This window comes from Ferdinandcohnia jepli, assembly GCF_047246645.1.
GTDB lineage: Bacteria > Bacillota > Bacilli > Bacillales > Bacillaceae_L > Ferdinandcohnia.
This window is the reverse complement of the sequence record NZ_JBFOKR010000013.1, coordinates 127,424-140,271: the sequence shown is the minus strand read 5'-3', so window position 1 is coordinate 140,271 and position 12,848 is coordinate 127,424. Positions and strand designations below refer to the sequence as shown.

Annotated in this window: 11 protein-coding genes; 8 read left to right on the top strand and 3 right to left on the bottom strand. The window is 37.3% G+C overall.

Features of this window, described 5'->3' with window-relative positions:
• Nucleotides 1–10: 10 nt before the first annotated feature.
• Nucleotides 11–445, bottom strand: coding sequence for a hypothetical protein (locus AB3M96_RS15160; protein ID WP_412968467.1), 435 nt, complete (start codon nt 443–445; stop codon nt 11–13).
• Between the two features lie 140 nt (nt 446–585).
• Between AB3M96_RS15160 and AB3M96_RS15155 the strand changes: the two genes are divergently transcribed.
• Genes AB3M96_RS15155 through AB3M96_RS15140 form a run of 4 tightly spaced genes read left to right on the top strand, consistent with a single transcriptional unit; the run spans nt 586 to nt 4,239 of the window.
• Nucleotides 586–1,629, top strand: a complete 1,044-nt coding sequence (locus AB3M96_RS15155; protein WP_412968466.1) for a flavin-containing monooxygenase — start codon at nt 586–588, stop codon at nt 1,627–1,629.
• Between the two features lie 3 nt (nt 1,630–1,632).
• Nucleotides 1,633–1,941, top strand: a complete 309-nt coding sequence (locus AB3M96_RS15150; protein ID WP_412968465.1) for an ArsR/SmtB family transcription factor — start codon at nt 1,633–1,635, stop codon at nt 1,939–1,941.
• Nucleotides 1,942–1,953: 12 nt separating this feature from the next.
• Nucleotides 1,954–2,904, top strand: coding sequence for a cation diffusion facilitator family transporter (locus AB3M96_RS15145; RefSeq protein ID WP_412968464.1), 951 nt, complete (start codon nt 1,954–1,956; stop codon nt 2,902–2,904).
• Nucleotides 2,905–2,955: 51 nt separating this feature from the next.
• The gene (locus tag AB3M96_RS15140; RefSeq protein ID WP_412968463.1) at nt 2,956–4,239 is read left to right on the top strand and encodes a serine hydrolase domain-containing protein; all 1,284 of its coding nucleotides are present in this window, start codon (nt 2,956–2,958) and stop codon (nt 4,237–4,239) included.
• A gap of 327 nt (nt 4,240–4,566) precedes the next feature.
• Here AB3M96_RS15140 and AB3M96_RS15135 read toward each other — a convergent pair whose 3' ends face one another.
• Complete coding sequence (locus tag AB3M96_RS15135; RefSeq protein WP_412968462.1) at nt 4,567–5,265, bottom strand: ABC transporter ATP-binding protein; 699 nt, start codon at nt 5,263–5,265, stop codon at nt 4,567–4,569.
• A 13-nt stretch (nt 5,266–5,278) separates the two neighbouring features.
• Entirely contained in the window at nt 5,279–6,712 is a 1,434-nt protein-coding gene (locus AB3M96_RS15130; protein ID WP_412968461.1) for an ABC transporter permease, read from the bottom strand.
• Nucleotides 6,713–6,924: 212 nt separating this feature from the next.
• Here AB3M96_RS15130 and AB3M96_RS15125 point away from each other — a divergent pair, with 212 nt between their 5' ends.
• The 4 genes from AB3M96_RS15125 to AB3M96_RS15110 all read left to right on the top strand — a co-directional run bounded on the left by AB3M96_RS15125 (nt 6,925) and on the right by AB3M96_RS15110 (nt 12,840).
• Complete coding sequence (locus tag AB3M96_RS15125) at nt 6,925–7,629, top strand: winged helix-turn-helix domain-containing protein (protein ID WP_412968460.1); 705 nt, start codon at nt 6,925–6,927, stop codon at nt 7,627–7,629.
• Nucleotides 7,630–7,673: 44 nt separating this feature from the next.
• Nucleotides 7,674–9,077 carry an ATP-binding protein gene (locus AB3M96_RS15120; protein ID WP_412968459.1) on the top strand — a complete coding sequence of 468 codons (1,404 nt, stop codon included), beginning with the start codon at nt 7,674–7,676 and terminating at the stop codon, nt 9,075–9,077.
• Nucleotides 9,078–9,236: 159 nt separating this feature from the next.
• Nucleotides 9,237–10,790, top strand: coding sequence for a hypothetical protein (locus AB3M96_RS15115; protein ID WP_412968458.1), 1,554 nt, complete (start codon nt 9,237–9,239; stop codon nt 10,788–10,790).
• A gap of 637 nt (nt 10,791–11,427) precedes the next feature.
• Nucleotides 11,428–12,840 (top strand): S1C family serine protease, encoded by a 1,413-nt coding sequence (locus AB3M96_RS15110; protein ID WP_412968457.1) that lies wholly within the window; start codon nt 11,428–11,430, stop codon nt 12,838–12,840.
• Nucleotides 12,841–12,848 lie beyond the last annotated feature (8 nt).

Here is a 12,848-nt window from a genome sequence, read left to right as displayed (position 1 = left end):
GTCCTCCTCCCTAATACAGTGGTTGTGGCTCGGATCTAAACAATGGTGGAATGATGAACCTTGTCTCAAAGTTGCCATAGATTTGCTGAATTGGAGGAACCGCATTCCTTAGATGCTCCCTGAATTTCTTTGCTAATTCTTTTTTCTGTTCAAGTAGGCTTGAATCTGCTGTATCCATCCATCTGGATGCCCGTATCCATGCGCGATAAGTGGGGTCAAAGGCTTCATTACTTCTATAAAGAACAGAGATAATTTCACGGAATTGGCTAGTATTTAATGGTGATTGCTGGAGGAGTAACAGTGCTTCCCAAAGTTTTACCTGTTGTTCATAGAATAGTGGGGAAAGTATCATTTCTAGAGGGTTGTTATTTACAGGAAACCCTTTTAGCAGCTCCTGGACGATTTTATAGCTTTCATATAAGTGGTGATAAAGTATGGAATTCAAAGACATCTTCCTCCTTTATAAACCCATATTCAAATTAATGTATGTGAAAAAATAATTTTTTATGAGTTATTGACAAAAATTACTAATTAACATATATTGTATATGAGCATATGTTCATATACTTTGTTGGAGGGTCTATTATGTATGATGTTATAGTTATAGGTGCTGGTCAGGCAGGTTTAGCTTTAGGATTCTTCTTAAAAAGTGCGAAACTTTCTTTTTTACTAGTAGATAAAGGTAAAGAAATCGGTGAATCTTGGAGAAATAGATATGATTCTCTAACTCTTTTTACACCGAGAATGTATAGCTCACTGCCGGGACTGCCTTTAATAGGAGATGAACAGGTTTATCCGACAAAGGATGAGATTGCAGAATATCTAAAACAGTATGCAGATACCTTAGAGTTGCCGATTCAACAAGATACAGAAATAATTTCGGTATCCAAGCATTTTAATAATGGCTTTAAGCTCCTGACGTCAAAGGGAGAACTGGAAAGTAAAAACATTGTAGTTGCTACAGGACCATTTCAGAATCCGCTGATTCCTACATTTGCTAATAGACTTTCAAATAAAGTATCTCAGTTCCATTCATCAATTTATCAAAGACCTTCGCAATTAAAGAATGGACCAACTCTAATTGTTGGCGGAGGAAATTCAGGGGCTCAGATTGCAGTAGAGCTTTCTAAGGACAGAGAAGTTTTTCTATCGGTGAGCCAAAATCCAACTTTCTTACCGCAGGATTTCGCAGGGAAAAGCATTTTCTGGTGGTTTGACAATTTAGGTATATTAAAAACAAATGTGAATACAAAGCTGGGAGCTTTTATAAAAAAACGTCCAGATCCTATCTTTGGATATGAGCTTAAAAGAGCAATTAAAAATAAGAAGGTAAATATTAAAGCGAGAGCTACACATGCGGAAAATGATAAGGTCCACTTCCAAGATGGCAGTGAACTAAAAATTGCAAATGTAATTTGGGCAACTGGTTTTAGATCAGATTATAGCTGGCTTGATATTCCCTCTATTTTTAATGAAACAGGTTTTCCAATCCACAAAAGAGGAATAACGGATAAAAAAGGGTTGTATTTTATTGGATTACCTTGGCAGTACCGAAGAGGTTCTGCTTTACTACAAGGCGTTGGTTATGATGCTGAATATATTGTTCAAAAAATAGTGAAAGAGGGATAAACATTGGAACAAAAAGAGCATTCATTTTTATCAGAAGCTACGATTGAAGAAGCATCTCGTATTTTTAAAGCGTTAGCTGATCCTACAAGAATTAAAATTTTATACTTATTATCAGAGGAAGAATGTTCTGTAACACATATAGCAGAGGTGTTGGAAATGTCACAATCTGCCGTTTCTCACCAGCTTAGCCTGTTGCGAAATTTACGTCTTGTTAAATATCGCAGAGAAGGAAATAGTTTCTTTTATACATATGATGATGATCATGTTATCACACTGCTTCGCCAAGTCATCCATCATATTGAACATGAATAGGAGGGGAATAAGATGGGCCACCATCATCACCATCATCACGGTCACGGCCATGACCACGATCATCATGGTCATCATCACCATTTTGATGAAACAAGAGAAGGAAATAAAAAGGGTTTACTAATCGCGTTATGTATCACAGCAGGGATAATGTTGTTGGAGTTCTTTGGGGGACTGATTACGAATAGTTTGGCTTTATTGTCTGACTCTGGTCATATGTTAAGTGATGCAAGTTCATTGTTTTTAAGTTTAGTTGCGATATGGTTTGCCTCACGTCCTGCGTCACCCACAAAGACCTATGGATTTTATCGCTTTGAGATATTAGCAGCTTTATTTAATGCAATTACTTTATTTGTCATTGCAGGATTTATTGTGTACGAAGCATATGAACGGTTTTTCGAGCCTCCTACAGTAGCAAGCGGCACAATGATGATGATTGCTGGAGTAGGTTTACTCGCAAACCTACTTAGTGCGTGGTCGCTTATTAGTAAGGGAGATGTAAAAAACAATGTTAACCTTCGAAGTGCGTATCTCCATGTACTTGGTGATGCCCTTGGTTCTGTAGGTGCAATTATCGCAGGTTTAGTCATGCTACTGTTTGATTGGTATATTGCAGATCCAATTATCTCGGTACTTGTGGCGCTCTTAATATTAAAAAGTGCATGGGGAGTTCTTACACATTCAGTCCATATTTTAATGGAGGGAACACCAATCACGATTAATCAAAATGAAGTAAAAACAAGCATCGAGGGAATTGAAGGTGTCATTGATGTTCATGATTTGCATATTTGGACGATTACGTCAGGTTTAGACTCACTAACCTGCCATATCACAATTAAAGATGATGCTGATAGCCAGGTCGTCTTACAACAGGCAATCGATACGATTAGAGAAACCTTTAAGATAGAGCACACAACCATTCAAATTGAAAAGTCAGACATCCAGCATGGTGAGATGAAGGTATAATTTTTCTGATGGGCTACCTCTGTAGCTCATTGATACATAGGGGGATTAAAAATGAGTAAACAGTTACTTCAAAAGTATATGGAGAAACTAGGGGGGAGCGGTCATTTTAATGGTTCTATACTAGTTGCTTGTGATAAAGAAATACTGCTTTCAGAGGGTTACGGAATGGCAAGCTTTCAGTATATGGTTCCTAATACCGCAAAAACCAAATTTCGAATAGGTTCACTTTCAAAGGCATTTACAGCCGTAGGGATTTTAAAGCTAGTGGAACAAGGTAAATTGAACCTTACGGAAACAATTGATTTGTTTTTTCCTAGTTTTCAAGAGGGAAATAAAATTACTATCCATCATTTATTAACCCATACATCAGGTATTGAAGATATTGCGGCTTCACCTGATTACTGGGAACGTGATATGCGACTACCTACAACACTTGAAAAATTAGTAGAGACACTTCAAGAAAAGCCGTTGGAGTTTTCGCCTGGTGAACGTATGGAATATAGCAACTCCGGATATCTGGTAGCAACCGCAATCATTGAAAAAGTAACAGGAATCTCGTTTTCTGAGTTTCTAACAGAAGAGATATTTAGACCTCTTAACATGCTAGATTCTGGTGTGGACAACGGAAGAACCATTGTCCCTCAGTTGGCTGCTGGGCATACAGTTCATAAAGAAATCATTCATACTGAATTTATTGATATGTCCATTCCACAAGGAGCATACGGCTTATATTCATCGGTAGAAGATTTACATAAATGGGGCCTAGCATTAATGAATGAAACCATTCTTAATAAGAACCTACTTGACCTTATGTTTACGGAAAATATGGATGGGTATGGGTATGGCTGGTTTTTAACGGACAAGCCTAAAAAAATAGCAAGCCATTCTGGGGATATTAATGGTTTTGTAAGTGACTTTCAATTATTTTTAGATGATAGAATCACGATTATTATGTTATCGAATGTAAATATCACGCCTGTTGAAAAAATAAGTGCAGACATTGCTAAAATAGTGAATGGAGAGTCTATTGAGGTAGAAATAATACCCGAAGGGCACCTTGTTGCAGATACTGAAAGTGTTGTGGGAGAATACAAGAATAATGGAGTAACAATAAGTGTTGAACAAAAGGATGCTACCTCAATCTTTGTAACGGCTCCTAAAAAGTATGGTGTACCATATACGATACCTTTTCAACTTGTGAATGCCGAGAACGGACGACTCGTTTATATAGCCGAGTTTATTAATGAAAAAGCTATATTCTTAGTTAAAGAGGATGGGATATCACTCATTTATGTTAACGGATATGGTACGGAACAAGAGTTTTTGAGAAATTGAGTCGCTTTTGAGTGATTTATAGTTTACTAGTACGTAAATTGGTGAAGATTTGCGGATGAAAAGGGCTTTGTTGGTCTTGCAGAATGTATTTACGGTTTTTATTTTTGATTTACGATTTTTAATTGGGAAATACGGTTTTTAATTGAGATTTACGGTTTTTAATCAGGAAATACGATTTTTAAATAACATTTACGGTTTTTAGCAATTTTCATTAGAAAACTCGGCGATTGCCGAGCCTTTAGGCGACAGCAGAGCAGTAGTTGCACTTATGCAGCTTTCCTGGATGCTAAAATAAAACAAGCACCCACCCGGGTGCTTGTTTCCTGTTTAAACCAAAACTACTTTATCACGCAAGCTTTTTACTGTAATCTGACCTTTTGAAAATTTAATCGTAGTATCAGAAATCTCCGCTATACTAGGATCATGTGTTACAACAATCACACATTTTCCCTCTTTATTTGCCAAATCTTTAAGGATGCGTACAATATCCTTTGCGGTATCTTCATCAAGGTTTCCCGTTGGCTCGTCAGCCACAATCAAGTCTGACTGACAAGAGAGTGCGCGCGCAATGGAAACACGCTGTTGCTGTCCGCCACTTAAGGTGAGAACCTTTTGGCGAGCATGAGTTTCATCGATGCCGACCTTTGCCAACTTCTGAAGAGCAAACTCCTTTTTATTTTTAATAGATGATCCGGTAATTTCCATAGCAGTTAATACGTTTTGTAACGCAGTCATGTACGGCAAAAGATTGTAAGATTGAAAGACAATTGAAACGTATTTATTGCGGAACGCTGAAAGGCCGATTTTTTTAATATCTTTTCCTTCATACAAAACGCTGCCTTCCTTTGGCAAATCAAGGGCTGATGCAAGTGCTAGGAAAGTTGTTTTACCTGAGCCGGATGGCCCTACAATTGTATAGAACTGTCCTTTCTCAAATTCTACGGAAACGTTTTTTAGGATATTCTGAAGTTTATTTTCATGTTTATACCAATAGCTAACATTCTTAAATTCTAGTAATGAACTCATGATTGGTTCCTCCTTAGTCTTGTCTTGTTAAGATTGCTTTTGGTTGAAGTCGTAATACAGATAATGACGGCAGCAAGGTTGATAGAACTGCAATCGCTAATCCAATTAAACCAAGGATGCCCAGGTCTTCAGAAGTCACTTCAACCGTTAACTCATCAATTGGATCTGCCTGCTGGACTTGAACTGCACCGAATCCCATTCTCCCTCCCATGCCACGTCCAAATGATGCTGGATTTGCAGCAGTTTCCTCAGATTGTGCAAGCTCTTGGTGCAGCAGCTGGTCACCAATTTGTCCTGCTACTACATTCCCACTAAGAGTAGCGATTCCAAGGGCAAGTACTGCCACAATCAAAATCTCTGCTATAAATTGTCCTACTAGCTTCCAGCGTTTTTCACCAATTGCTAGAAGAACACCCATTTCATATTTTCGTTCTCTTATCGACATCATGACAATAAGACCAAGAATAACTCCGCCCGCAATTGTTACTAAATAAACAACATTTTGGGAAAATGAAGCTACATTTTCAATTGGTCCAACCATTTGTTCATATAATTGGTCATTTGCATCAAGTTTATAAGTATCGAAGTCTATCGAACTAGATGAAGTTGCTTCATCAACGAAAGCTTGGATATTTGCTGGGTCATTAACATAATAAGTTGCAATATCAACAGTTTCTGTATAATCAGTTCCCTTTAAGGAAGTAGCAACTGTATAGGGAACATAGAGTTTGTTGTATGGATTCATGAATGAAAGATTCATACCAAGGTCTGACCCTGTTGCTGTTGTTTCATATATACCGACAATTTCAAGTTCGTGAGACAGCGTTTCATCTGAAGTAGAAGTGACAGTAATGGTATCTCCTACAGAAAGTTCATTTTCTTCAGCTAACGACTTCTCAATAACTGTAACGTTTGTATCTAAATCTTTTTCTGTTAAATGTCTTCCCTCAACAAGAGTAGAGGTTTCTTCCATAAAATCTGTTACCGAATCTGTAAATGTAACCCCTTGAATACTAACATCAGCATCGAACATAGCCTGTCTTTCTCCCCCTGGTGGTGCTGGGCTTGGTGCCGCTTCTTCAGTTGTATCACTTTCAATAGAATCAAAATCTTTTGCTAACGCGTTTGCCGATGAGTAAAAATTATATCCTTTTACCTCAGAGTAGCTAAGTAGTTCGGTTGCAGATTCGACTGGAATGGGAGTAGCCTGGAATCGAGTACGCTCACCATTTGCTTCCTGTTGTTCCCTTGCTTTTTCCATATCAAACTGCAGTGTGACCTGACCACCAAGCTGTTGTCTTGCTAATATGGTAGACTTTTCAGCTGCTGATTGAATCGAAAGCCCTGATAAAACCAAAACACATATAACAGAAAATACAACAATTTGCAGTAGGCTCTTTCCTTTTCGAGCACTAACACTTAACAATGCACGTTTTATAAAATTCATTTTGATATCTCCTTTGATTAAATTGATTAATGTCCACCTTGATAGTGACAAGCTTATTTTGAAAATATGAAAAAACTATGACCAATCTATTTCTTAATCTGTAACAATTGGGGAAGAATTTAGAAAAAAGTTGATATCTTTTGAAATTCGTTTTAACTTTGTTTAAAGAGGTTTTATTTAGGGCGTAAAAGTTAAAGTAGGAGATGTTAAAAATGAAGGTATTAGTTATAGAGGATAATAAAAGTGTTTGTTCAATGATAGAGATGTTTTTCTCTAAGGAAGGAATTCAGGGAGAATTCGTACACGATGGCTTGCAGGGATATAACCGTTACAAATCGGAAAATTGGGACTTGCTTATTGTAGACTGGATGCTTCCAAGTATGGACGGTGTAACGATCTGCAGAAAAATTCGCGAGGAAAAAAGTACGGTTCCGATTATTATGCTTACTGCAAAGGATAGTGAATCTGATCAGGTTCTAGGCCTTGAAATGGGTGCCGATGATTATGTAACAAAGCCGTTCAGCCCGTTGGCATTGATGGCACGAATTAAGGCGGTCACCCGTCGATATAATGCGGTACCAACAGATGAAGTGGAGAAAAACGTGATTCAAACTCAGTTTTTTAAAATAAACAGAGATACAAGGGAAGTACTCCTAAACGGAACACCCATCTCAAACTTAACTCCAAAGGAATTTGACCTGCTGTATTATTTTATTCAGCATCCGAAACAAGTCTTTTCAAGAGAACAATTGTTAGAACGTGTTTGGGGATATCAATTTTATGGAGATGAACGTACCGTTGATGTTCATATTAAACGACTTCGTAAAAAACTAGGGACAGTTACGCAACCATTTTTTCATACAGTATGGGGTGTCGGTTACAAATTTGATGAATCAGTCGAAATTGAAGAGAAATGACATGCAGCAAGAGTCATAACCTTATTACGAAAGGTAAATGAAAAATGAAATTCAAATATATGTATCAACAATTAACTAGCCACATAAGTGTTATTGTTGTTGCTTTTTTACTATTAAACTTTATTTTTGCTCATTATGTGGAGAACCTGGTCTATCAAGATAAAGTGGAGGAATTAACATCGTATGGGGAGGCCATCCTTGACGATGTAGGTCGTACAAGCCGACTGGACCCACTACTAAATCAATATTCCAACGTGCTCAGTGAGCAAAATATACTTTTCTCCGTTTTTAATGAAAAAGGGATCAGCATAAATCCTGTCGGTCGATTCGTACCAACTGTAGAATTTAAAAAGCTAGAATGGGACCGAGTACGTAGTGGGGAAATCGTTTCCGTAAAACGAGATGTGGAACGCTTTGAACAAGAAGTAACCTTTGTTGTTGTTCCTTATTTGATCGATGGCCGATTTATTGGGGGTGTGCTTTTAACAGCACCGATAAGTGGTACAAGAGAAATGATTACTGAAATTAATAAATATTTATTTTATACAATGTTATTCACCTTAGGTGTTTCTCTCTTAATGAGTTGGATTTTATCAAGAATACATGTTCATCGAATTAAACGGCTGCGAGAAGCAACTTCAATGGTATCCGCGGGAGATTACTCTGTTGATTTGCCTACGTCAAGTTTTGATGAAATCGGAGAGCTTTCAAGTGATTTTAATCAGATGGTTAAAAGGCTCAATTATTCAATGGAGGAAATTGAAAGTCTTGAAAGCCGAAGAAGAAAGTTTATGGCTGATGTATCTCATGAAATGAGAACACCCCTGACGACAATATCTGGAGTGATTGAAGGCTTAAAAAATGACTTAATCCCAGAGGAAGAAAAAGAACGGGGAATCCAATTAGTTAGTCAGGAAACAAAACGGTTGATACGTCTCGTTAACGAAAATCTGGATTATGAAAAAATCCGCTCAAACCAAGTAACACTTCAAAAGGAAAATATCCAATTAATAGAAGTACTTGAAATTATTAAAGACCAACTGGAACCCCAGGCTGAAGAAAAGAACGACCAGATTGTAATTGAGGTGCCTGAAAACTTAATGATTAACGCAGACTATGACCGTCTAATTCAAATTTTAATTAACATAACGAAGAACAGCATTCAATTTACCCAGGAAGGAACGATTTGGATTAGGGGGAAAGCAGGCTATAAAGAAACGATAATTGAAATCGAAGACACGGGTATGGGAATTGAACCTGCCGAAATCGAAAAAATCTGGCACCGTTTTTATAAGGCAGATGTCTCACGAACTGGAACACCATTTGGACAATTTGGTTTAGGATTATCAATTGTGAAGCAACTCGTTCAACTGCATAATGGAACAATTGAAGTCACAAGCGAAAAAGACAAAGGAACAAAATTTGAAATACGTTTTCCAACGGAATAAATGGGAGTCTACTATCATTTTAGGATAGTGGGCTTTTTTTATAAAAGCCAAGGCTGTATATGTATAAAATGTAATTTTTTTCTTTTTTTATATTGATACCGACATAAATGTCGTTTATAATAACGACAAAGGTGTCGATAACAAAAGGAGGAGATTATAATGACAGAGGTAAAAGAGTTAATCAATATAAATCGCTTGGCGGAAGAAATAGATGAAAGTAAGTGGAAAGCTGCTTATGAGGATGAAATTAGAAAACTAGAACAGGTATTGCAGAAATCAAAGGAATTAACCTATAACCTTTATGTGAATAATGAGCAGTCCGAGGAATACGGAAACCTTGAGGCAGAAGTTCATGCAACACTGTCAAATCCAAAACTTTTGCAAACTTTGAAGAAGTGGGAATTTGAAATAACGGATTCTGTTTGGAGAAAAAGATTACATCTTATGGTCCACGAAATTGAAGCAACGATAATAGATTCAGACCCGAGAATAGTAAAAGTAAGAAACAATCTTCAATCGACCTTGATGCAGAGGGAATTTAATGTAGAGGGTCAATCCTTTACGGTTGCAACGATTAACTCTAGCCGAATGGAATTACCAGACAAGAATCTCAGAAGAAATCTCCACCAAGCGGTAGCTGAATATGGGGTGGAAGTATCCGAGTCATTTCGGGATTTAATTCTCGCAAGAAATGAAGTAGCACAAGAATTTGGCTACAGAGATTATCATGCATTTGCTTGTGAATCAAGAGGGATTAACTTTGAAAGTTATAAAAATGAGTGTAATAAAATTCTGCTAGACACTGAGGAAACGTGGCAATTATGGGAGAATCGGATTAAAGAACGCTTCGGGTGGGAAGAGATTTACAGCTCTGATTGGCTATTTGCCGGAAGCAATTTTAGTAATATCAATCAGGAGCTGTTTACCTCAACAAAAATAATAGAAGCTTTATCATGTGTAACAAAGAAATTTGGACTTGATTACAAGTCATTACCAATCGATGTGAAAGTGGCAAAATTACCATTTGGAGGAGCTTGTATGGCTATTTCTCCAGATGATATCCGTGTTGTAATTAACGAACGTACTGGAAACACTGTATATTTTACGGCTTTCCATGAATTTGGGCATGCGCTCTTTAATGCTTTAGCTTCTAAACAAAACTTCGAATTTGATGAATTTAAAAGCATTATCGCCCACGAAGCAATGGCTGAAGTGATGGCAACTATCTCTAGTCAAGAGAAGTGGTTAAAGGATTTCTGGAACTTATCCGACGAAGAAATAAATGAGATCGTTGGTTCACAGCAATTGTTTGAATTGGTTCTAATGAGACTTTATTATTATTACAGCTTAGTTGAAGAAGCACTTTATAAAAATCCAAACTGTGATTATAAAAAGGTAGCAGATGATTTATATCAGTTCGTTTTTGGAGGAGAAGATATTGGGTACCATCCAGCAACAGAGCTGTTGTTTATTTCACATCCGATTTATGTACAGGATTACATCTATGCAGATGGTATTCGTGACATGCTTCTTCATACGTTAGATATTGATGGCATGTATGAAGAAAACGAAGCATTTTCAATTATTAAACAGAAGTTTATGGAGCCAGGAGAAATGTATTCGTGGGATGAAAAGGTAGAACAAATTTGCAACGAACCATTTACTTTTTCATATTACGGTCATTACTTGGCGACTGGAGAAAGAACAATATAGTTATATACAATTTTATACAGTAAGAAAATGTGGGGGCCATTTAGTATGGCTCTTTTTTTGCTATCGTAAACTATGTTGCTTGTTAGCTGTAAAGAAATATGAAGTTGAATAAGTATTTAAAAATGGTGATTGGAGCGCATGGCACGAGACTCCTCGAAAATGCTTTGCATTTTCTTCGTGCGTGGGAGAATTCAAAGGAGCATATCAAAGTCCTGCGGGAAAGTTAAAAGGAACGTCTACTAACGACCGCCACGTCCTGTGGCGAACGTAGACGTCAGCACATCCTGTGCAAGTCAAGTGAGACCCCGCAGGAGTGTAACGACGAGGAGGCTCACGGTCCGCCCGCGGAAAGCGAGTGACAGGAGCGAAAATCACCAAACTTTGTACGTCGCTCCTTCAGTAATGTAAAAAGGAAATAGTAACAACAATTATAAATAATCCGTTTATAATGCTTCCCATTTTAAACGTTTAAATAAACCAAAAACGAGTGAAAATAATGGAAAAGTGGTATATAGAAAAATAGTCATAATTGTACATGATTTGTTACTTATTTTTCTAAGTCTTTTCAAGGTTTGTTAATAATTTGTTCATATTTTCTAGATATGATAATAACAAGAAGACAAGAGGAGGAAATCATATGGACACTCATGATAAACGACTTGATGAGATGAATAATGAAAATGAACAATCTAACAACATAGATCATTCTTATGAAGATGAAGAAAATAAGGAGATTATCCATTCAAGTAATACGGAAGAAATAAAGCAAGAAATACTAGAAGTTGAAAGAACTGAGACTCAGACTACTGAAACAATCCAACCAGCTATTGTCCAAGAACAAGAGTTTCGTTCATCTAAACCAAAGGAGAAGAAAACAAATCCAAAGGTGAAGAGTTTTCTTTCTATGCTTTCGGCAGGTGTACTAGGATCTGCATTAACACTTGCTGTTGCTCCGCAAATTGATGGTTTACAAGGTTTATTTTCAGCTGAGCATAAAACGGAGCAATCGGAAGAAGTGATCGAAGCAACGGGGCCTGTACAAATTCAGCCAACTCAGGTAAAGGATTCAACATCTTCTATTGCTGACATGGTTGAACAAGCTTCAAAGGGTATTGTTGGTATTACCAGTCTTACAGCACAACAAAATCCATTCAGTCGTAGTAGTTCACAAAATGTTGAGAGCGGTACGGGGTCTGGTGTTATTTTTCAAAAAGATGGAAACAAAGCCTATGTTGTAACAAACAATCACGTAATTGAGAATGCGAATGAGGTTGAAGTTTCATTATACAACGGTGAAAAAACAGGTGCTAAGTTAATCGGAACAGATCCGTTAACAGACTTGGCTGTGTTAGAAATCGATGCAAGCCATGTTGAGGGAGTACTTTCATTTGGTGATTCGTCACAGCTTCGACCAGGGGACCAGGTACTAGCAATTGGAAATCCACTGGGCCTCGATTTATCACGAACTGTTACATCAGGGATAGTAAGTGCCGTTGAGCGCAGCATCTCGGTCTCAACTTCTGCAGGTGAATGGGAGTTAAACGTTATTCAAACTGACGCTGCGATTAATCCTGGTAATAGTGGTGGAGCACTTTTAAATACACAAGGACAAGTTATTGGAATTAACAGCTTAAAGATTACCAATAGTGGTGTAGAAGGGTTAGGCTTCGCGATTCCAAGTAATGACCTTGTTCCAATCATAAACAATTTAATTGAAACTGGTAAGGTAGAACGTCCATACATTGGTATTGGATTAGCAAGCTTAGAAGAGATTCCAAGAATGTACTATAGTGATTTACCAGAAGAAGTTAAAGGAGGAGTTATCGTAACTAGTGTTGCACAAAACTCTTCTGCAGAAAAAGCTGGCTTGAAAATGAGAGACGTCATTGTACAAATTAATGATACTGAGGTTACGAATTCAGTTGACTTACGAAAGTACTTATATACTAAGGCTAAAATTGGTGATGAAGTAGAACTAACTTTATATAGAGATGGTCAAAAACAAACTGTGAAACTCACACTAACAAGTAATAATCTCGGAGTCGAATAACGCTTTTG

Excerpts from the sequence above, each read along its gene's own strand:
- AB3M96_RS15155 (WP_412968466.1), top strand. The coding sequence starts at position 586 with ATGTATGATGTTATAGTTATAGGTGCTGGTCAGGCAGGTTTAGCTTTA.
- AB3M96_RS15145 (WP_412968464.1), top strand. The coding sequence starts at position 1,954 with ATGGGCCACCATCATCACCATCATCACGGTCACGGCCATGACCACGAT.
- AB3M96_RS15140 (WP_412968463.1), top strand. The coding sequence starts at position 2,956 with ATGAGTAAACAGTTACTTCAAAAGTATATGGAGAAACTAGGGGGGAGC.
- AB3M96_RS15135 (WP_412968462.1), bottom strand. The coding sequence starts at position 5,265 with ATGAGTTCATTACTAGAATTTAAGAATGTTAGCTATTGGTATAAACAT.
- AB3M96_RS15130 (WP_412968461.1), bottom strand. The coding sequence starts at position 6,712 with ATGAATTTTATAAAACGTGCATTGTTAAGTGTTAGTGCTCGAAAAGGA.
- AB3M96_RS15125 (WP_412968460.1), top strand. The coding sequence starts at position 6,925 with ATGAAGGTATTAGTTATAGAGGATAATAAAAGTGTTTGTTCAATGATA.
- AB3M96_RS15120 (WP_412968459.1), top strand. The coding sequence starts at position 7,674 with ATGAAATTCAAATATATGTATCAACAATTAACTAGCCACATAAGTGTT.
- AB3M96_RS15115 (WP_412968458.1), top strand. The coding sequence starts at position 9,237 with ATGACAGAGGTAAAAGAGTTAATCAATATAAATCGCTTGGCGGAAGAA.
- AB3M96_RS15110 (WP_412968457.1), top strand. The coding sequence starts at position 11,428 with ATGGACACTCATGATAAACGACTTGATGAGATGAATAATGAAAATGAA.